Raw genomic sequence first — 19,795 nt, 5'->3', positions numbered from 1 at the left:
GTTGAGTTCTCAAGGAACGGACGCTTCCTTTGTACTCACCCTCTCGGGCTTTCCTCCGGGCTTCCCTTCGTTCTTGCGTTTCCGACTCTATCAGAGCCGGTCCCGCTTCGCTTTCCAGGTCCTTCGCTTTCGCGTTTTCCCTTTCCGGCGATTCCGACTCTATCAGACCCTTTCGGCCCCGACTGTCGGTGCTGCTCGGGCTGTTGGGCCCTTGCGGCGAGTGAGACAGTAGCGGATTCCTTGCCCCCGAACCTAATCGGCGGCCGCGTCCTCGGACACGGATTCCTCATTCGCAAATACGCATGAAAACGAGACGACCAAATGAGTCGTTCGTTCGAATGAGTAGTGCGGAATGGCTGTCCGGGGACCGACCAAGGTCGGCGCTCACGTCGGACAACTCGAAGAACCTTACGGATCCGGCAAGCGTGTGTCAACTCCCGGACAGCAGCCACCCGAACGGCTAGCCTGTCCCCATGACTACGCGTGCGCTCACGTCCAGCCTTCGCTGGTGGGCCGCCTGACGGCGGCCCACCTTCCACGCGAGCACACGCGCTCACGGCCGCCGCCCCCGGCGGCCGTTTCTGTTCCTCCCCCTCCGGGAGTGGCCCGGTCGCCCCACACGGCGGCCCCCACCACAGCCACTCGGCAGCGGAACCAAGAGGGAGACGGACATGACGACGAGGATCTTCAGCGGGATCAAGCCGACCGGGCACCTGACGCTGGGGAACTACCTGGGCGCCGTACGGCAGTGGGTCGCCGCCGACCAGGAGCCGGACGAGGCGCTCTTCTGCGTCGTCGACCTCCATGCGCTGACCGTCGAGCACGATCCTGCCCGGGTGCGCCGGCTAAGCAGGCAGGCGGCCACGCTGTTCCTGGCCTCCGGGCTGGACCCGGACAAGTGCACCCTCTTCATGCAGAGCCACGTCGACGAGCACACCCGGCTGTCGTACGTGCTGGAGTGCACCGCCACCGACGGGGAGCTGCGGCGGATGATCCAGTACAAGGAGAAGGCCGCGAAGGCACAGGCCTCCGGGGAGGGCGTCCGGCTGTCGCTGCTCACCTATCCCGTGCTGATGGCCGCCGACATCCTGGCGTACCGGACCGACGAGGTGCCGGTGGGGGAAGACCAGCGTCAGCACGTGGAGCTGGCCCGGGACCTGGCGGTGCGGTTCAACCAGCGGTACGGGCACACGTTCACGGTGCCGAAGGTGACGCTGCCGAAGGTGGCCGCTCGCGTCATGGACCTCCAGGACCCGACGTCCAAGATGGGGAAGTCCGGCGGGACGGGGCCCGGTGTGGTGTTCATGCTCGACGAGCCCGGGGTGATCCGGAAGAAGGTCATGCGGGCCGTGACGGACAGCGGGGACGGCGGGGTGGTCTACGACCGCGAGGCGCGGCCGGGCGTGGCGAACCTGCTGGACGTGCTGGCCGCCTGTACCGGGGCCGATCCGGCCGTGCTCGCCGAGGGGTACGGCGGGTACGGGGCGCTGAAGCGGGACGTCGCCGACGCGGTGGTGGAGTTGCTGCGGCCCGTGCAGGAGCGGCATGCCGAGCTGGCGGCCGATCCGGGCGGGGTGGAGAAGGTGCTGCGGGAGGGGGCCGAGCGGGCGCGGGCCGTTGCGCGGCCGGTGGTCGACCGGGCGTACGAGGCGATCGGGCTGCTGGCCCCGTAGCCGGTGGTGCGGGTACGGGGCCCTGCGCGCGCGGGGCCCCGTACCGCCGGGTCAGCTGTTGCCGGAGGCGAGCTCGCGGCTGCGGTCGCGGGCCGCTTCGAGGGCGGCGATGAGGGCGGCGCGTACGCCGTGGCGTTCCAGTTCGACGATGGCGTTGATGGTGGTGCCGGCGGGGGAGGTGACGGCCTCGCGGAGCTTGACGGGGTGTTCGCCGCTGTCGCGGAGCATCACGGCGGCGCCGATCGCGGCCTGCACGATGAGGTCGTGGGCCTGGGCGCGGGGCAGGCCGAGGAGGATGCCGGCGTCGGTCATCGCCTCGACGAGGAAGTAGAAGTACGCGGGGCCCGAGCCGGAGAGGGCGGTGGCCGCGTCCTGCTGGGATTCGGGGACGCGCAGGGTCTTGCCGACGCCGCCGAAGATCTCCTCGGTGTGGGCGAGGTGTTCGGCGGTGGCGTGGCTGCCGGCCGAGATGACGGACATGGCCTCGTCGACGAGGGCGGGGGTGTTGGTCATGACCCGGACGACGGGCGTGCCGGGGGCGAGCCGCTCCTCGAAGAAGGAGGTGGGGATGCCGGCGGCGCCGCTGATGACGAGGCGGTCGGCGGGGACGTGCGGGGCGAGCTCTTCGAGGAGCTTGCCCATGTCCTGGGGCTTGACGGTGAGGATGAGGGTGTCGGCGCGCTTGGCGGCCTCGGCGTTGCCGACGGCTTCGACGCCGTAGCGGGCGCGGAGCTCCTCGGCGCGTTCGGCGCGGCGGGCGGTGACGAGGAGTTTGGAGGCGGGCCGGCCGCCGCGGATCATCCCGCTGAGCAGGGCCTCGCCGATCTTGCCGGTACCGAGGACTGCGACTGTCTGGGTCATGCCCGATTCACCTCGCCGAACGAACCTTCAGGACGTACGTCCTCATCCTTGCACCCGTGGGTGTCGTGACGAGGCGCTGTCCGCTCCGTGGTCAGGGGGTGCGGCGGCGGAGGGTGGCCGCGCCGAGGGCGAGGACGAGCAGGGCGCACGCGGCGACGACGGCGGCGTCGCGGACGAAGTCGGCGGTCATGTCGGTGTGGGTGAGGACCTGGGTCATGCCGTCGACGGCGTAGGACATGGGCAGGACGTTCGAGAGTCCTTCCAGGACGGGCTGCATGGTGTCGCGGGGCGTGAAGAGTCCGCAGAGCAGGAGCTGGGGGAAGATCACCGCCGGCATGAACTGGACGGCCTGGAACTCGGAGGCGGCGAAGGCCGAGACGAACAGTCCGAGGGCGGTCCCGAGGAGGGCGTCGAGGAGGGCGACGAGCAGGAGCAGCCAGGGCGAGCCGACCACGTCGAGACCGAGGAGCCACAGGGCGAGGCCGGTGGCGAGGAGGGACTGGACGACGGCGACGGCGCCGAAGGCGAGGGCGTAGCCGGCGATGAGGTCGCCCTTGCCGAGCGGCATGGCGAGGAGGCGTTCGAGGGTGCCGGAGGTGCGTTCGCGGAGGGTGGCGATGGAGGTCACCAGGAACATGGTGATGAGGGGGAAGATCCCGAGGAGCGAGGCACCGATGCTGTCGAAGGTGCGGGGGCTGCCGTCGAAGACGAAGCGCAGCAGGGTGAGCATCAGTACGGGGACCAGCAGCATCAGGGCGATGGAGCGCGGGTCGTGGCGCAGCTGGCGCAGGACGCGGGCGGCGGTGGCGGCGGTGCGGGCGCCGCTCATTGCGGTGGTGGCGGTCACGGGGTCGTCTCCTGGGCGGCGAGGGTGTCGGCCTCGTCGACGAGGCGGAGGAAGCCCTCTTCGACGGTGGCGGAGTGGGTGCGGGTGCGCAGGGCGTCGGGGGTGTCCTGGGCGAGGATCCGGCCTTCGCGCATGAGGAGGAGGTCGTGGCAGCGCTCGGCCTCGTCCATGACGTGGGAGGAGACGAGGATCGTGGTGCCGCGGGCGGTGGTGATGTCGTGGAAGAGGTTCCACAGGTCGCGGCGCAGGACGGGGTCGAGGCCGACGGTGGGTTCGTCGAGGACGAGGAGCTCGGGGGTGCCGAGCAGGGCGACGGCGAGGGAGACGCGGCTGCGCTGGCCGCCGGAGAGGTTGCCGGCGAGGGCGTCGGCGTGGCCGGTGAGGTCGACGTCGGCGATGGCGCGGGTGACGGTGGCGGCGCGGCGGTCGGCGGCGGCGCGGCCGGGGGCGAGGACGGCGGCGAAGTAGTCGAGGTTCTGGCGGACGGTGAGGTCGTCGTAGACGGAGGGGGCCTGGGTGACGTAGCCGATGCGGGCGCGCAGTGCGGGGTGGCCGGCGGGGCGGCCGAGGACGTGGAGGGTGCCGGTGACGTGGGCCTGGGTGCCGACGACGGCGCGCATGAGGGTGGATTTGCCGCAGCCGGAGGGGCCGAGGAGGCCGGTGATGCGGCCGCGGGGGACGTCGAAGGCGAGGGAGTCGAGGACGGTGCGGGGGTGGCGGCCGGTGCCGCGGCGGACGGTGAGGTCGTGGGCGTGGACGGCGGCGGACGGGGGGCTGTCGGGGTCGTCGGCCGCACGGTCCCTGTTATTCATCATGTGATGAATAATGCTCCTGCGGGTGCCCGCCGTCAACGCGGCCGGGGACTACTTCTTGCGCTTGGGGCGGCGCGCGGCCGGGTTGCCCGTACGGGTGCTGCGGCGGCGGGCGTACTCCGCCGAGGCGCGCTCGTACTCGGCGCGGCGCAGCTTCTCGCCCGGGGCTTCGGCGAAGCACCGCAGGAAGTACGCGATGAGGGAGCCGATGAAACCGATCGTCTTCAGCCCCTTGAGGGCGGCCTCGTCGGAGGAGGGACGCGGGCGGCGGCTGAAGGAGTCCCAGGTCTTGACGAAGGCGATGGAGCTGGCGATCGCGAAGAGGACGACGACGGAGATGCTGAGGAAGGGGCCGACGTTGCCGATCTCCAGGCCCTCGTAGGAGAGGCGGAGCAGCACGGCGGCGGCGACGGCCGTGACCAGCGAGCCGAGGGCGAGGGCGGCGCGGCGCAGGGCGTAGCCGCCGTCGTGGTGCACCCAGGTGGTGCCGAAGAAGCGGATCGGCTCGGGCCGGGGGCCGGCGGTGCTCTGGTCGCGCTGGTCTCGCTGGTCGTCGCTCACACCGGCGATTATCCCCCGCGGGGTGGGCCGGGCCAGGGTTGTCTCACGTGTCAGACGGACGACTGGGGTGCCCGGCCCGGCGGCGCGGTCAGGCGCAGTGGGTGGCCACGTAGCCGTCGCTGCCCGTCTTCACGTAGGCGTCGGAGACGAAACGGCCGTTGCCGATGCAGTCCCAGATGTTCGAGGTGCCGTACGGGCCCGAGACGGTGGTGCCGTCGCACTGGCAGCGGATGGTGACGGTGGCGCCGTACGGCAGGGTGTCGATGACCGAGTAGTTGGTGCCGGGCCCGCTGCGGACGTTCAGCCGGTAGCCGGGAGCCACCGGGAAGGTCTGGAAACCGGAGCCCTCGGCCAGGCTCGCGATGCCTTCCGTATGGCTGGATTCGTTCTCGACCGACATGTGAAATCTCCCCCCGTGGGCGTTGCCGTGCGCAACTCGCGCAGGGTAGCAGGCCCTTGGAGATTCATACGGCGTATCGACTAGGCTCCGGCGGGGGTGGTGAGCGGTGCATGCGCTGCGCGCGGATCACGCGGGGTTTCCGGAGTACGCCGGGCAGTACCGGCTGGAGTCCGTGCTGGGATCCGGCGGCATGGGCGTGGTCCACCTGGCCACCTCGGACTCGGGGCTGAAACTCGCCGTCAAGATCGTGCACGCCGAGCATGCGGTCGACCCGGAGTTCCGGGCTCGCTTCCGGCAGGAGGTGGCGGCGGCCCGGCGGGTGAGCGGAGCCTTCACCGCGCCGGTCGTGGACGCCGATCCGGATGCCGAACGGCCCTGGATGGCCACCCTGTTCATCGACGCCCCGACGCTGGCCGAGCGCGTACGGGCGCAGGTGCTGGACCCGGCCGAGCTCGGCAGGCTCGCCGCGGGGCTGGCGGAGGCCCTGCGCGACATCCACCGGGCGGGGGTGGTGCACCGCGATCTGAAGCCGAGCAACGTGCTGATGGCCCCGGACGGGGTGCGGGTCATCGACTTCGGGATCTCGCGGCCTGCGGACAGTGATCTGCGGACGGAGACCGGGAAGCTGATCGGCACGCCGCCGTTCATGGCGCCGGAGCAGTTCCAGCGGCCGCGGGAGGTGGGCTCGGCGGCGGACGTGTTCGCGCTGGGGGCCGTACTCGTCCACGCGGCCACCGGGCACGGCCCCTTCGACTCCGACAGCCACTACCTGGTGGCGTACCAGGTGGTGCACAGCGAGCCCGATCTGACGGGTCTGCCGCCGCTGCTCGCGCCGCTCGTGGCGCGCTGCCTGGCCAAGGATCCGGCGCAGCGGCCCACCGCCGACGAACTGATCGCCTCGATGCGGGCGATCGCGTACCCGACGGGCGAGGACACCCAGGCCTTCGTCCCGCGGCCGCGCCGGCCCGTGGAGGCGTCCCCCGCCGGGGCCGGGGAGCCCACGCACCGGCGGGAGCGGATCGAAGCCCCCCTGCGGCGGCCCGCGGAGCGGCGGGGCAGGCGGGTGGCGGTGGCGGCCGGGGCGGGGGCGGCGCTGCTGCTGCTGGCCGGCGGCGGATACCTACAGTTCGGGGCGGGGGCGAGGACCGCGGCCGGGGCGACCGGGTCGACTGCCGCGGCGGCGCAGCCCGCGCCGGTCACGCCGTGGGCCGTGCAGCTCGCCAAGGCGGGCGGTGGCGCGGGCGGCCCGGGGGCGTGCTCCTGGCAGTCGGGGGCCCTGTACTGCGCCGCCCCCGGCCTGGCCGCGGCCCGGATCGACCCGGCGAACGGCTCGACCGTGTGGTCCGTGGCGGCGAGTGGCCCGGCCGCCCGGACGGCGACGGACGGTGCGCCGCAGCACGCGGGCGGGCTGGTCCTCGTCGTGGCGCCGGGCAGCGAAACGCTCCAGGCGCTGGATCCGGGTACGGGCGCGGAGCGCTGGAAGCGGAAGCTGGCCGGCGGGGCGCGGGCGGTGGCCGCGGGCGGGCAGGTGCTGCTCGTCGGGCCGACGGGCGAGGTCAGTGCGCTGGACGCGGCGAGCGGCCAGACCCGGTGGTCCCGGCGGATCGGCGGGACCGGATCGGTGTGGTGGGCGGCGCAGGCCCCGGCGGCCGCCCTGTACGTGGCGACGCCCGAGGGCGACGGCGGGGCGACGCAGGTCGCGGCGGTGGATCCGGCGAACGGAGCGCTGCGCTGGCAGGTCCGCACCCCGGGGCGGCTGCGGCCGGTCGGGACGGCGCGGGACGGCCTGTACCTGCTGGACGGCGACGCGTCCGGGAAGACGACGGCGGTGGTGCGGGTCGGGGCCGCAGGGCAGGGTGCGGCGCAGCGGGTGCGGTTGGCCGCGCCGCTGTTCGACGCCGAGGCGACGGTGGGTGCGGACGGGGTCGTGTACGTGTCGGGCACCTCGGGCGCGCTGGTGGCGGTCGGGCCCGGCAAGGAGCAGTGGCGGCTGGAGACCGGCGTGACGGTGGCCTCGCGGCCGGTTTCCGCCGACGGCCGGGTGTACCTGACGGCACCGGACGGGCGGCTGCTGGCCGTCGACGCGGGGACGGGGCGGCTGGCGGGCCAGACCGCCCCCCGGATGGGGGACGCCGGGAACCGCTTCACGGCGACGCTGGCGGCGCCGGTGGTTTCGGCCGGCCGGGTCTACGCCTCGTCCCCGGACGGCTCCCTCTTCGCGGTGCCGACCGCGAACCCGTCGGGCTGGTAGCGCGGCGGGTTCGGCCCGGCGGGGCCCGGAACGGCCCCCGGCAACGACCCCCGGAACGGCCCCGGGCCCGGCCTCCGCGTCCTCGGAGGCCGGGCCCGGGGGCCGGCAGGAAAGCCGTGGTGAACGGGCCGGCCTCAGCCCAGCCGGCTCACGTCCCGGACCGCGCCCTTGTCCGCGCTCGTCGCCATCGCCGCGTACGCGCGCAGCGCCGCCGAGACCTGGCGTTCGCGGTTCTTCGGGGCGTAGACCCCGCCGAGGGCCTCGCGGCGGGCCGCGAGGGTCTCCTCCGGGACCAGCAGGTCGATGCTGCGGTTCGGGATGTCGATGCGGATGCGGTCACCGTCCTCGACCAGGGCGATGGTGCCGCCCGAGGCCGCCTCCGGGGAGGCGTGGCCGATGGACAGGCCCGACGTGCCGCCGGAGAAGCGGCCGTCCGTCACCAGGGCGCACACCTTGCCGAGGCCGCGGCCCTTGAGGAACGACGTCGGGTAGAGCATCTCCTGCATGCCGGGGCCGCCGCGCGGGCCCTCGTAGCGGATGACGACGACGTCGCCCGCCTTGACCTCCTTGCGCAGGATCTTGTCGACGGCCTCGTCCTGCGACTCGCAGACGACCGCCGGGCCCTCGAAGGTCCAGATCGACTCGTCGACGCCGGCCGTCTTCACGACGCAGCCGTCCTCGGCGATGTTGCCGCGCAGGACGGCGAGGCCGCCGTCCTTGGAGTAGGCGTGCGCGACGGAGCGGATGCAGCCGCCCTCCGCGTCCAGGTCCAGGGACTCCCAGCGCTCGGACTGCGAGAAGGCGGTCGCGGAGCGCTTGCACCCGGGGGCCGCGTGCCACAGCTCCATGGCCTCCTGCGAAGCCGTGCCGGAACGGGCGTCCCACGTGCCGAGCCAGTCCTCCAGGTTCGTGGAGTGGACGGTGGTGACGTCCTTGTTCAGCAGACCGCCGCGGTGCAGCTCGCCGAGGATGGCGGGGATGCCGCCGGCGCGGTGGACGTCCTCCATGTAGTAGGTGCCGCCGGGCGCCACGTTCGGGGCGACCTTGGCCAGGCACGGGACGCGGCGCGAGACCTCGTCGATGTCCTTGAGGTCGTAGTCCAGGCCGGCCTCCTGCGCCGCGGCGAGCAGGTGCAGGATCGTGTTCGTGGAGCCGCCCATGGCGATGTCGAGCGCCATGGCGTTCTCGAAGGCCTCACGGGTGGCGATGTTGCGCGGCAGGACCGAGGCGTCGTCCTGCTCGTAGTACCGCTTGGTGATCTCGACGACGGTCCGGCCGGCGTTCTCGTACAGGGCGCGGCGGGCGGTGTGCGTGGCGAGGACGGAGCCGTTGCCGGGGAGGGCCAGGCCGATGGCCTCGGCGAGGCAGTTCATCGAGTTGGCGGTGAACATGCCGGAACAGGAGCCGCAGGTGGGACAGGCGTTCTCCTCGATCCGCAGCACGTCCTCGTCGGAGACGTTCTCGTTGGAGGCGTCGACCATGGCGTCGATCAGGTCCAGCTTGCGGACGGTGCCGTCCACCAGCGTGGCCTGGCCGGCCTCCATCGGGCCGCCGGACACGAACACGACCGGGATGTTCAGGCGCATCGCGGCCATCAGCATGCCGGGGGTGATCTTGTCGCAGTTGGAGATGCAGATCAGGGCGTCGGCGCAGTGCGCCTCGACCATGTACTCCACGCTGTCCGCGATCAGGTCGCGGGACGGCAGCGAATAGAGCATGCCGGCGTGGCCCATGGCGATGCCGTCGTCGACGGCGATCGTGTTGAACTCGCGCGGGACGGCGCCCGCTGCGCGGATGGCGTCGGAGACGATCCGCCCGACCGGGGCCAGGTGCGTGTGGCCGGGGACGAACTCCGTGAAGGAGTTGGCGACCGCGATGATCGGCTTGCCGATGTCCTCGCTCGCTACGCCCGAGGCGCGCATCAGCGCACGTGCGCCTGCCATGTTGCGGCCGTGGGTGACGGTGCGGGACCTCAGCTCGGGCATCGGGTTCACTCCCCATGAGTGCGGCTGCGCGAGCGCGGCCGCGACGGTAGGTATGACTCAGTTACGAGGCTACGCCCCTGGCCCGGGATACGGACAGGATGTCCGCATCCCGGGACGGGCGGCTCAGTCTTCGGTCAGATAGCGCTGGAGGGTCGGGGCGACCAGGGCCACGATGGCCTCCGGCTCCGCGGAGGCGAGCGGCTCGACCTGGACGACGTAGCGCAGGATCGCGATGCCGACCATGTGGGAGGCGGCGAGCTCGGCGCGGAAGGTGGGGTCGGGGACGTCGAGATCGGCGGCGACCCGTTCCAGGACCCGGCGCAGGACCAGGCCGCGCAGGACCTTGGCCGCCGCCTCGTGGGTGAGGGCCGAGCGCATGACGGCGAGGAGCGGGGCGCGGGTGACCGGGTTCTCCCAGATGCCGAGAAAGTAGCGGGCCAGGCGCTCGCCGATCCCGTCCGGGCCCTCGCCGAGGACCGCGGGGACGACGAGGGCGGGCTCCATGCTCAGCTCGATGGCCTCGGCGAAGAGATCGTCCTTGGTGCCGAAGTAGTGGTGGACCAGCGCCGGGTCCACGCCGGCGGCCTTGGCGATGCCGCGTACGGAGGTCTTGTCGTAGCCGCGGGCGGCGAACTCCTCGCGGGCCGCGAGCCGGATGCGCTCCTGGGCGCCCGGGCCGCTGTCGGCCTCGTCCTGGCGGGGGCGGCCGGGGCCGCGGCGGGGCTTGGCGGGCTGCGTCATCGGCGGGGGCTCTTGATCGGGCTCGCCGAGGTGGCGAGGTGGAGACGGGTGAAGGCGAGGGCCTCGGCGAGATCGGCTTCGCGCTCCGCGGAGGACATGGCGCGGCGGGTGTTGACCTCGATGACGACGTGCCCGTCGAAGGAGACCCGGGCGAGCCGCTCCAGCAGCTCCGCGCACGGCTGCGTGCCGCGGCCGGGGACGAGGTGCTCGTCCTTCGCCGAACCGTTTCCGTCGGCCAGGTGCACGTGCGCCAGCCGCTCCCCCATGCGGTCGACCATGGCGGCGGCGTCGGTGCGGGCGGTCGCGGTGTGCGAGAGGTCGACGGTGTAGTGCCGGTAGTCGTCCTTCGTCACGTCCCACTCGGGCGCGTAGGCGAGCATCTCCCTGTCGCGGTAGCGCCAGGGGTACATGTTCTCGACGGCGAACCGCACGTCCGTCTCCTCGGCCATGCGCCAGATGCCGCCGACGAAGTCGCGGGCGTACTGGCGCTGCCACCGGAAGGGCGGGTGGACCACGACGGTGCTCGCCCCGAGGCGTTCGGCCGCGGCCCGGGCGCGCTGCAGTTTGGTCCAGGGGTCGGTGGACCAGACCCGCTGGGTGATCAGCAGACAGGGGGCGTGGATCGCCAGGATCGGCACGTGGTGGTAGTCCGACAGCCGGCGCAGGGCGTCGATGTCCTGGCTGACCGGGTCCGTCCAGACCATGACCTCGACGCCGTCGTAGCCGAGGCGGGCGGCGATCTCGAAGGCGGTCGCCGTGGTCTCCGGGTAGACGGAGGCGGTGGACAGCGCGACCTTCGCGGTCGGAATGCGGACTGGTTTTGCCACGGGGACAGGTTACGGTCCCCGGCCCGCCCCCCGCCGTGACAACGACCACCCTCGCCCCGTTCCGGGCCCGCCGGGCGGCAGTTGCGCGCCGGCCCCGGGCCGCGGCCTCCCGAAGGGCGTGGAGGTACGGCGCCCCCGGCCGGACCTCAGGACGGCAGGTGGTCCAGCCGCCGCAGGATGACGCCCTCACGCAGGGCCCAGGGGCAGATTTCGAGGTCGTCCACCCCGAAGAGGTCCATCGCGCCCTCCGCGACCAGGGCCCCGGCCAGGAGCTGGCCGGCGCGGCCCTCCGAGACGCCCGGGAGGGCGGAGCGCTGCGAGGTGGTCATCGCCGCCAGCCGCGGGACCCACTCCTCCAGGGACTTGCGGGTCAGATCGCGCTGCACGTACAGCCCGTCCGCCGAGCGGGCCGCGCCCGCGATGCGGGCCAGCTGTTTGAACGTCTTCGACGTCGCCACCACGTGGTCGGGGGTCCCGAAGCGGCTGAACTCGCCGACCGTGCGCGCGATCTGCGCCCGTACGTGGCGGCGCAGCGCCCGGATGTCCGACGGGTCCGGCGGGTCGCCCGGGAGCCAGCCCGTGGTGAGGCGGCCCGCGCCGAGCGGGAGGGAGACGGCCGCGTCCGGGTCCTCGTCGATGCCGTACGCGATCTCCAGCGAGCCGCCCCCGATGTCCAGGACCAGCAGCTTGCCCGCGGACCAGCCGAACCACCGGCGGGCCGCCAGGAAGGTCAGCCGCGCCTCGTCCTCGCCGCTGAGGATCGGCAGGTCGATGCCGGTCTCCAGCTTCACGCGGGCGAGCACCTCGTCGGCGTTCTTGGCCTCGCGCACGGCGCTGGTCGCGAAGGGCAGTACGTCCTCGCAGCCCTTGTCCTCGGCGGCCTGCACGGCGTCGCCGAGGACCGCGAGGAGGCGCTCGATGCCGTCCGGGGTGACGGCGCCGTCCTGGTCGAGGAGCTCCGCCAGCCGCAGTTCCACCTTGTGCGAGTGCGCGGGCTGCGGGCGCGCACCGGGGTGCGCGTCCACCACCAGCAGATGGACCGTGTTCGAACCCACATCAAGGACACCGAGTCTCATACGAGGAAACGCTACTGTGCGCCAGGATTCGGGGTGGAGTAAGGGGCGCTTAGGCTTGGGTTTGTGCCACATACGAAGAAGGCCAACAAGTCCAAGATCATCAAAACGCCGAAGAAGCCCAAGCCCGCCCCCGTCAGCGACGAGAAGGGCCTGGACTTCCCCCGGGCGTGGGTGGAGTTCCCGGACCCCGCCGACGACGAACAGGTCTTCCGCTGCGACCTGACGTGGCTGACCTCCCGCTGGACGTGCATCTTCGGAAGCGGCTGCCAGGGCATCCAGGCGGGCCGCGCCGATGACGGCTGCTGCACCCTCGGCGCGCACTTCTCGGACGAGGACGACGAGAAGCGGGTGGCCGAGCACGTGGCACGGCTGACGCCCGAGCTGTGGCAGTTCCACGACGTGGGCACCACCTCGGGCTGGGTGCAGAAGGACGACGACGGCGAGCGCCAGACCCGCCGCTGGGAGGGCTCCTGCATCTTCCAGAACCGGCCCGGTTTCGCGGGCGGCGTCGGCTGCTCCCTGCACATCCTGGCGCTGCGCGAGGGGCGCGAGCCGCTGGAGACCAAGCCCGACGTGTGCTGGCAGCTGCCGATCCGCCGGACCTACGAGTGGATCGACCGGCCCGACGACACCCGTGTGCTCCAGGTCTCGATCGGCGAGTACGACCGGCGCGGCTGGGGCCCGGGCGGCCATGACCTGCACTGGTGGTGCACGTCGGCCACCTCGGCGCACGGGGCCGGCGAGCCGGTGTACGTGTCGTACCGCGCCGAGCTGACCGAGCTGATGGGCAAGGAGGGGTACGAGGCCCTCGTGAAGCTGTGCGAGGCGCGGCTCTCCTCGCTGCTCCCGATGGCCCCGCACCCCGCGGACCCGGCCTGAGGCCTGGCCGGCCGGCCGGCCGGTCACCGGCGTACTACGAGGAGCCGGCGTCCGGCGTGCCCGCGTCGGGGGACGGGGAAACCGTTCCTCCTGACGGGCTGGGCGTCGGCGTGGCCGTGGGGGTCGGAGTGGGCGTGGGCGTCGGGGTCGGCGTCGGGGTCGGAGTGGGCGTGGGGGTGGGCGTCGGCGTCGGGGTGGGCGTCGGCGTGGCGGCCGGGCGGCCCCGGCCGCGGATGGAGACCACCGCTCCGCCCGGGTCCACACCGACCCGGGCCGACCAGGCGCCCACCGGCTGGGCTTCGGTGTCGACGGTGATCCACAGGGTGACCGATTCTCCGGGGGCGAGGGTGCCCGAGGTACGGCTCGCCTGCAGCCAGGGGGCGTCGGACCACAGCCGCCAGTCGACCGGGGCGCCGGACGCGGTGAGGGTGAGCATGGTGGTGCCGCCGTGCGGTGAGGCGGCCACGCTGAGCCGGCCCGCGGGGCCCGGCTGGTCGGGGGCGGCCGGCGGCCCGGAGCTGATCACCTCGACGGACACGTCCGGGGCCGCATCGGCGCGGGCGCCCGTGGCGAATCCGGGCTCGCCGGTGGTACGGGCGGTGTTGCCGGCGTTCTCGAAGGCCCGCAGCGGACGCCCGTCGGTGTGCGGCAGCGGGATCTCGGACTCGCTCGCCGAGATCCGGGTGGAGTCCGGGCCGGCGGATTCGCCGGTGCCGGGGGCTCCCCGGTAGGCGGCCCACAGCGCGATCACCGGGGCCGCGACGACGGTGGCGACGACGGTGGTGGTGACGGCCCGCGCGCGCAGCCGGTCCCGGCGGGCGGCCCGGTCCCTGGGGTCCATCGGGAAGCCGTTGCGGTCGAAGCGCGGGGCGGGCCGCCCGCGGCCGCGGCCCCCGGAGCGCAGCAGGGCCGAGCGGACGGCGGTGCGGGGGGCGGGTACCAGCGGGAGGGCCGCGTCGATGCCGCCGGAGCCGGGCCAGGGCGCGGCGGCGCCCACCCGTTCGGCGACGCGGCGACATCGCGGGCAGTCGTCGACGTGGCGGACGAGCTCGGCCCGCAGGCTGGTGGACAGCAGCACCTGTCCGTCGCCGGTCAGCCGGGACACCGCGGGGCAGCCGCCGGTCTCGACGACGGCGAGGGCGGCCCGGGTCCGCTCCACCTCGCAGGCGGCCCCGGAGAGCAGTTCGCGGGCGCTGGCGGCGGGCGTGCCGAGGACGGCGGCGAGCTCGGGGACGCCCAGGCGGTGGCGGACCGCGAGCTCCAGGGCCTCGCGCTGCTCGGGCGTGGTCCCCGCGGCCTCGGGCCAGGCGAGCCGGGCCAGCTCGGTCCGGCGGTACGCGCTCACGTCAAGGGAGCGGTGCGCCCCTGGCGCGCGCTCACCGTCACCGTGCTCCGGCGTGCGCCGGGCGGAATGCGCCCCCTGCCGGCCTCGCCGCTGCTCGCCCAGCCTGCGCAGGCAGGCCCAGCGGGCGAGCGCGTACAGCCAGGCCCGCCGGCCGCCCTCGTCCGGGCAGCGCCCGGGATGCCGCTCGGCCACGGCGAGTACGTCCGCCAGGACCTCGGTGGCGGTGTCGTGATCGCACAGGACCGACAGGCAGTACGTGAACAGCCCGTCCAGGTACGGCTCGTGCCGGAAGGGCGGCGGCTGTTCTCCTTCGGGGCCCTCGGGGACCTCGGAGGGCGTGCGCCCGTGCGCCCGGTGTGCGCCGGTGCGCTGGGCGGAGGTTTCCTGGTTGCGGCTGCTCACCCTGGCGAAGGTAGGCGGCACGCCGCTGACGGCCGTGAAGCCTTCAGCTGTTTTAGCCCTTACGGGTGAACAGATCGAACGCGCGCTGACCGCGGTCCTGACGCCCCGGTCCGTGCGGGACGGGGACCGGGGACGGCAGCACTGTCACCGGCTGCCGCTACGGTGGGCCGCATGGCTGCCCGTACATCCCGCTCATCCGCCAAGGACCGGCCGTCCTACCGCTGCTCCGAGTGCGGCTGGACGACCGCGAAATGGCTCGGCCGGTGCCCCGAATGCCAGGCGTGGGGCACCGTCGAGGAGATGGGCGCGCCCGCCGTGCGCACCACCGCCGCGGGCCGGGTCTCGACGGCGGCGCTCCCGATCGCGCAGGTCGACGGCCGGACGGCGACCGCCCGCAGCACCGGCGTCGACGAGCTGGACCGGGTCCTGGGCGGCGGGCTCGTCCCCGGGGCCGTGGTGCTGCTCGCCGGCGAGCCGGGCGTCGGCAAGTCGACGCTGCTGCTCGACGTGGCGGCGAAGGCCTCCAGCGACGCCCACCGCACCCTCTACGTCACGGGCGAGGAGTCCGCGAGCCAGGTGCGGCTGCGGGCCGACCGGATCAACGCGCTGAGCGACCACCTCTACCTGGCCGCCGAAACCGACCTGTCCGCCGTCCTCGGGCACCTCGACGCCGTGAAGCCGTCCCTGCTGATCCTGGACTCCGTGCAGACGGTGGCCTCCCCGGAGATCGACGGCGCCCCCGGCGGCATGGCCCAGGTCCGGGAGGTCGCGGGCGCGCTGATCCGCGCCTCGAAGGAACGGGGCATGGCCACCCTCCTCGTCGGCCACGTCACCAAGGACGGCGCCATCGCCGGCCCCCGCCTGCTGGAACACCTGGTGGACGTCGTCCTGAGCTTCGAGGGCGACCGGCACGCGCGCCTGCGCCTCGTCCGCGGCGTGAAGAACCGGTACGGCGCCACCGACGAGGTCGGCTGCTTCGAGCTGCACGACGAGGGCATCACCGGGCTCGCCGACCCCAGCGGTCTGTTCCTGACCCGGCGGGCGGAGGCCGTCCCCGGCACCTGCCTGACGGTGACGCTGGAGGGCAAGCGCCCCCTGGTCGCGGAGGTGCAGGCGCTGACCGTGGACTCCCAGATCCCCTCGCCCCGGCGGACCACCTCGGGCCTGGAGACCTCCCGCGTCTCGATGATGCTGGCCGTACTGGAGCAGCGGGGGCGGATCACCGCCCTGGGCAAGCGCGACATCTACAGCGCGACGGTGGGCGGCGTGAAGCTCACCGAGCCGGCCGCCGACCTGGCGATCGCGCTCGCGCTGGCCTCCGCGGCCAGTGACGTCCCGCTGCCGAAGAACCTGGTGGCGATCGGGGAGGTCGGCCTGGCGGGCGAGGTGCGGCGGGTGACCGGCGTACAGCGCCGGCTCGCGGAGGCGCACCGGCTCGGCTTCACCCACGCCCTGGTTCCGGTCGACCCCGGGAAGGTGCCGGCCGGCATGAAGGTGCTGGAGGTCGCCGACATGGGCGACGCCCTGCGGGTCCTGCCGCGCGGCCGGTCGCGGGCCGCGGCGAAGGAGTAGCGGCCGCAGGCGCACCAGCGGGGAGGAGTCGCTGCTCAGGGGCCGGTGAGGGGGTCCGCGAGGGGGCCTGTACGGGCCCCGGCGGGGGCGCACCTGGCCAAGCCACGGCGGGCGCACAGCGCGCGCCGGTAGACTTTGTGCTGGTCCGCCCGGCCGTACGCAGGCGGCGCAACCCGCGACCGGAGGAGTGCAGTGGCAGCCAAGGACGGGGCAGCAGCACCCGGGAAGTCCGGCGCGAGCTCCAAGCACGAGGCGTTGATGCGCGCTTCCCTGAGCGCGGTCGCCCCTGGTCAGCCGCTGCGCGACGGTCTGGAGCGGATCGTCCGCGGCAACACCGGCGGCCTCATCGTGCTGGGCATGGACAAGACCGTCGAGGCGATGTGCACGGGCGGATTCGTCCTGGACGTGGAGTTCACCGCGACCCGGCTGCGCGAGCTCTGCAAGCTCGACGGCGCGCTGATCCTGGACAAGGACATCACCAAGATCCTCCGCGCCGGCGTGCAGCTGGTCCCGGACGCGTCGATCCCCACCGAGGAGACCGGCACCCGGCACCGCACCGCCGACCGCGTCTCCAAGCAGTGCGGCTTCCCGGTCGTCTCCGTCTCCCAGTCGATGCGGCTGATCGCCCTGTACGTGGACGGCGAGCGGCGCGTCCTGGAGGAGTCCGGGGCGATCCTGTCGCGGGCGAACCAGGCCCTGGCCACGCTGGAGCGGTACAAGCTGCGCCTGGACGAGGTCGCGGGGACGCTGTCCGCGCTGGAGATCGAGGACCTGGTCACGGTCCGCGACGTGACGGCGGTCGCCCAGCGGCTGGAAATGGTTCGCCGCATTGCCACGGAAATCGCCGAATACGTGGTGGAACTCGGCACCGACGGCCGCCTGCTCTCCCTCCAGCTGGACGAGCTGACGGTCGGGATCGAGCAGGAGCGGGAGCTCGTGATCCGGGACTACGTGCCGGAGCCCACGGCGAAGCGTTCCCGCACGGTGGACGAGGCGCTGCCCGCGCTGGACGCGCTGACGCATCCGGAACTGCTGGAGCTGGCGATCGTGGCGAAGGCGCTGGGCTACAGCGGCTCCCCCGAAACCCTGGACTCGGCGGTCTCCCCGCGCGGCTACCGGCTGCTGGCGAAGGTTCCCCGGCTCCCGGGGGCCATCATCGAGCGGCTGGTGGAGCACTTCGGGGGCCTGCAGAAGCTGCTGGCCGCGAGTGTGGACGACCTCCAGGCGGTCGACGGCGTCGGCGAAGCCCGCGCCCGCAGCGTCCGCGAGGGCCTGTCCCGCCTGGCGGAGTCCTCGATCCTGGAACGCTACGTCTGACCGACGCAGGCACGGCCGTGCGAGGCGGGGCCGCCCCGCCGGCCGCCCCGGCACCGGCCGGCACCGGCCCCACCGCAGCCTCCCCGGCCGCGAACCGGCACCGCACCCGCCCCGGCAGGGCACCGGTCTAGTCGTGCTTCAGGACGAACGAGGTCCGGGCCACCGGCATCCCCGGCGACTTGACCTCCACCACGTACGTGTCGGCAACCGCGCTCCCCGCCGGAGGCGACTGGCACTGGTCGGCCGCGCTGAACCGCCGGTCCCATTCCACCGCCTGCTTCGCCTCGCCTTGCGCCGGCACCCGGAAGAACGCGTTGGCCGCGCCCGCCGGGCAGTCCGCCGAGGACCAGACGGCCTTGCTGGTGCTCGCCTGAAGGATCGTCACCACCGCCTGCCGCGGCCCGAGGTCGACCTTGCAGGTGGTGCCGGAGACGTTGCGGGTGACGAGTTCGAGACGGGGCTTCTCGTTCGTCTCGTACTCGTTCTTCACGCTCTTGACCTCCCACTGCAGCCCGCTCGGGGCGCAGGAGGGCAGCGGCGAGTCCGCCGGGACCTGAACGCCCGCGCCCGCGCCGCCGGCCCCGTCGCCGCCGGGCGCCGCGGACGATCCCGCGCCGCCCCCGCTCGCGCCACCCGCGGGCGGTGAACTCGCCCCCGGGTCGGTGTTCTTGCCGGCGCCGGCCCCCGAGTCGCCCCGCCCGCCCGGCGCCTGACTGATCGCCGGACCCGTCCCCGAGGGGCCGGGCGTGATCGAGGCGGCCGGATGCGGGCCCTTCTCACCCTTGCCGTTCGTACTGCTCGACTTCCCGCCACCGGAACTGACGGTCCATACGGCGAGGAGCGCCAGGAGCGCGACGACGGAAGCCAGCACGGCCCTCCGTCGCCAGTAGATGGAGGAGGGGAGCGGCCCGACCGGATTGCGCATAGATCCCACGGACGGAACTTTACGAGAACCGGCGGGCCGATCCGCGCCCCACATGCCGCGCACGCGGCGTGTTTTGGCGATGATCATTCCGGGAGAGGACGTCCGACGGTCGAGAACCGGCCACGCACCCGACCTGCCACGGAGCACCCTTGAACACCCTCGGTGAGCACGGACACCTCGGCGGCCCGTCCACCGCCGCCACGCCAGGGGGACCGAAACGTGCCAGGATGCGGAGTGCCATGACTGCATCCCCCGTCTCCACCGCGTCCCCCGCCGTCTCCCACGCGCTGCACTCCCCCGTCATCGCCTGGTTCGACGAGCACGCCCGCGATCTGCCCTGGCGCCGCCCCGAGGCCGGCCCCTGGGGCGTCATGGTCAGCGAGTTCATGCTCCAGCAGACCCCCGTCAGCCGGGTGCTGCCGGTGTACGAGCAGTGGATCGCCCGCTGGCCCCGCCCCGCCGACCTGGCCGCCGAGTCCCCCGGTGAGGCCGTACGGGCCTGGGGGCGGCTCGGCTACCCCCGCCGGGCCCTGCGCCTGCACGGGGCGGCCGTCGCGATAACGGAGCGGCACGGCGGCGACGTACCGCGCGAGCACGCGCAGCTGCTCGCGCTGCCCGGGATCGGGGAGTACACCGCGGCCGCCGTGGCCTCCTTCGCGTACGGGCAGCGGCACGCCGTCCTCGACACCAACGTCCGCCGGGTCTTCGCCCGCACCACCACGGGGGTCGAATACCCGCCCAACGCCACGACGGCCGCCGAGCGCCGCCTGGCCCGGGCCCTGCTGCCCGAGGACGAGGCCGTCGCGGCCCGCTGGGCGGCGGCGTCGATGGAGCTCGGCGCGCTGGTGTGCACGGCCAAGTCCCCGGACTGCGGCCGCTGCCCGGTGGCGGGGCTGTGCGCGTGGCGCCTGGCCGGCAAGCCCGCGCACGACGGACCGCCGCGCCGCGGGCAGACGTACGCCGGTACCGACCGGCAGGTGCGGGGCAGGCTGCTCGCCGTGCTCCGCGAGGCGGTGGGCCCGGTTCCGCAGGCCGTGCTGGACACCGTCTGGGACGAGCCGGTGCAGCGGGCCCGGGCGCTGGACGGGCTGGTCGCGGACGGGCTCGTGGAGCCCCTCGCCGGGGGCGCGTACCGGCTGCCGCAGGGCCCCGCGACGAGCTGAGCACGGGCCGGGGCCACGTCGGCCGGAAGCCGGGTACGTGCCCCATACAAGTTGAGTCGAAGGTTCCGCTTGACTCGGAGTCACCGCAGCTCACAGGCGTTGTTACACAACCTATGGGTGTCCGTGCGCCCACCGCAGGCTGGCTCGCACAGGCTCGT

17 protein-coding genes are annotated in these 19,795 nt (G+C 73.6%); 6 read left to right on the top strand and 11 right to left on the bottom strand.

Going from position 1 to position 19,795, the window contains the following annotated elements; translation table 11 throughout:
* Window positions 1-671 precede the first annotated feature (671 nt).
* Window positions 672-1,673: a tryptophan--tRNA ligase gene (trpS, locus tag ABZ128_RS07675; RefSeq protein WP_356846690.1), complete on the top strand. Its 1,002-nt coding sequence runs from the start codon at window positions 672-674 to the stop codon at window positions 1,671-1,673.
* A 51-nt stretch (window positions 1,674-1,724) separates the two neighbouring features.
* Here the strand turns inward: trpS and proC are convergent, their stop codons facing one another.
* The 5 genes from proC to ABZ128_RS07650 form a co-directional block, all read right to left on the bottom strand.
* Entirely contained in the window at window positions 1,725-2,534 is an 810-nt protein-coding gene (proC, locus tag ABZ128_RS07670) for a pyrroline-5-carboxylate reductase (RefSeq protein WP_356846689.1), read from the bottom strand.
* 91 nt (window positions 2,535-2,625) lie between these two features.
* Window positions 2,626-3,363 (bottom strand): ABC transporter permease, encoded by a 738-nt coding sequence (locus ABZ128_RS07665; protein ID WP_356846709.1) that lies wholly within the window; start codon window positions 3,361-3,363, stop codon window positions 2,626-2,628.
* 14 nt (window positions 3,364-3,377) lie between these two features.
* A complete protein-coding gene (locus ABZ128_RS07660; protein WP_356846688.1) occupies window positions 3,378-4,196 on the bottom strand; it encodes an ABC transporter ATP-binding protein in 819 nt (272 codons plus the stop codon).
* A gap of 48 nt (window positions 4,197-4,244) precedes the next feature.
* Window positions 4,245-4,754: a hypothetical protein gene (locus ABZ128_RS07655; RefSeq protein WP_356846686.1), complete on the bottom strand. Its 510-nt coding sequence runs from the start codon at window positions 4,752-4,754 to the stop codon at window positions 4,245-4,247.
* Between the two features lie 88 nt (window positions 4,755-4,842).
* Window positions 4,843-5,154, bottom strand: coding sequence for an SH3 domain-containing protein (locus tag ABZ128_RS07650; protein WP_356846685.1), 312 nt, complete (start codon window positions 5,152-5,154; stop codon window positions 4,843-4,845).
* A 106-nt stretch (window positions 5,155-5,260) separates the two neighbouring features.
* Between ABZ128_RS07650 and ABZ128_RS07645 the strand changes: the two genes are divergently transcribed.
* Window positions 5,261-7,405: a serine/threonine-protein kinase gene (locus ABZ128_RS07645; protein WP_356846684.1), complete on the top strand. Its 2,145-nt coding sequence runs from the start codon at window positions 5,261-5,263 to the stop codon at window positions 7,403-7,405.
* Window positions 7,406-7,539: 134 nt separating this feature from the next.
* On the opposite strand, the gene ilvD is transcribed toward ABZ128_RS07645, so the two are convergent.
* The 4 genes from ilvD to ABZ128_RS07625 all read right to left on the bottom strand — a co-directional run bounded on the left by ilvD (window position 7,540) and on the right by ABZ128_RS07625 (window position 12,034).
* Entirely contained in the window at window positions 7,540-9,390 is a 1,851-nt protein-coding gene (ilvD, locus tag ABZ128_RS07640; protein ID WP_356846683.1) for a dihydroxy-acid dehydratase, read from the bottom strand.
* Between the two features lie 123 nt (window positions 9,391-9,513).
* Window positions 9,514-10,131 (bottom strand): TetR family transcriptional regulator, encoded by a 618-nt coding sequence (locus ABZ128_RS07635; protein WP_356846682.1) that lies wholly within the window; start codon window positions 10,129-10,131, stop codon window positions 9,514-9,516.
* A complete protein-coding gene (locus ABZ128_RS07630; RefSeq protein WP_356846681.1) occupies window positions 10,128-10,958 on the bottom strand; it encodes a sugar phosphate isomerase/epimerase in 831 nt (276 codons plus the stop codon). The genes ABZ128_RS07635 and ABZ128_RS07630 overlap by 4 nt, the downstream gene beginning before the upstream one ends.
* Window positions 10,959-11,104: 146 nt before the next feature.
* Window positions 11,105-12,034, bottom strand: a complete 930-nt coding sequence (locus ABZ128_RS07625) for a Ppx/GppA phosphatase family protein (RefSeq protein ID WP_356846679.1) — start codon at window positions 12,032-12,034, stop codon at window positions 11,105-11,107.
* Window positions 12,035-12,130: 96 nt separating this feature from the next.
* On the opposite strand from ABZ128_RS07625, the gene ABZ128_RS07620 reads away from it, so the two are divergent.
* Window positions 12,131-12,913 carry a hypothetical protein gene (locus ABZ128_RS07620; RefSeq protein WP_356846707.1) on the top strand — a complete coding sequence of 261 codons (783 nt, stop codon included), beginning with the start codon at window positions 12,131-12,133 and terminating at the stop codon, window positions 12,911-12,913.
* Between the two features lie 34 nt (window positions 12,914-12,947).
* Here ABZ128_RS07620 and ABZ128_RS07615 read toward each other — a convergent pair whose 3' ends face one another.
* The gene (locus tag ABZ128_RS07615) at window positions 12,948-14,660 is read right to left on the bottom strand and encodes a hypothetical protein (protein WP_356846678.1); all 1,713 of its coding nucleotides are present in this window, start codon (window positions 14,658-14,660) and stop codon (window positions 12,948-12,950) included.
* A 171-nt stretch (window positions 14,661-14,831) separates the two neighbouring features.
* On the opposite strand from ABZ128_RS07615, the gene radA reads away from it, so the two are divergent.
* Complete coding sequence (radA, locus tag ABZ128_RS07610) at window positions 14,832-16,232, top strand: DNA repair protein RadA (RefSeq protein ID WP_356846677.1); 1,401 nt, start codon at window positions 14,832-14,834, stop codon at window positions 16,230-16,232.
* Window positions 16,233-16,424: 192 nt separating this feature from the next.
* The gene (disA, locus tag ABZ128_RS07605; protein ID WP_356846676.1) at window positions 16,425-17,549 is read left to right on the top strand and encodes a DNA integrity scanning diadenylate cyclase DisA; all 1,125 of its coding nucleotides are present in this window, start codon (window positions 16,425-16,427) and stop codon (window positions 17,547-17,549) included.
* Between the two features lie 127 nt (window positions 17,550-17,676).
* Here disA and ABZ128_RS07600 read toward each other — a convergent pair whose 3' ends face one another.
* On the bottom strand, window positions 17,677-18,474 hold the full coding sequence (locus ABZ128_RS07600; RefSeq protein WP_356846706.1) for a hypothetical protein: 798 nt from the start codon (window positions 18,472-18,474) through the stop codon (window positions 17,677-17,679).
* Window positions 18,475-18,713: 239 nt separating this feature from the next.
* Here ABZ128_RS07600 and ABZ128_RS07595 point away from each other — a divergent pair, with 239 nt between their 5' ends.
* Entirely contained in the window at window positions 18,714-19,637 is a 924-nt protein-coding gene (locus tag ABZ128_RS07595; protein ID WP_356846675.1) for an A/G-specific adenine glycosylase, read from the top strand.
* The last annotated feature ends 158 nt before the right edge of the window (window positions 19,638-19,795 follow it).

Source organism: Streptomyces sp. NPDC006326 (assembly GCF_040612915.1).
Lineage (GTDB): Bacteria > Actinomycetota > Actinomycetes > Streptomycetales > Streptomycetaceae > Streptomyces.
This window is presented reverse-complemented; position numbering and strand designations above follow the sequence as displayed.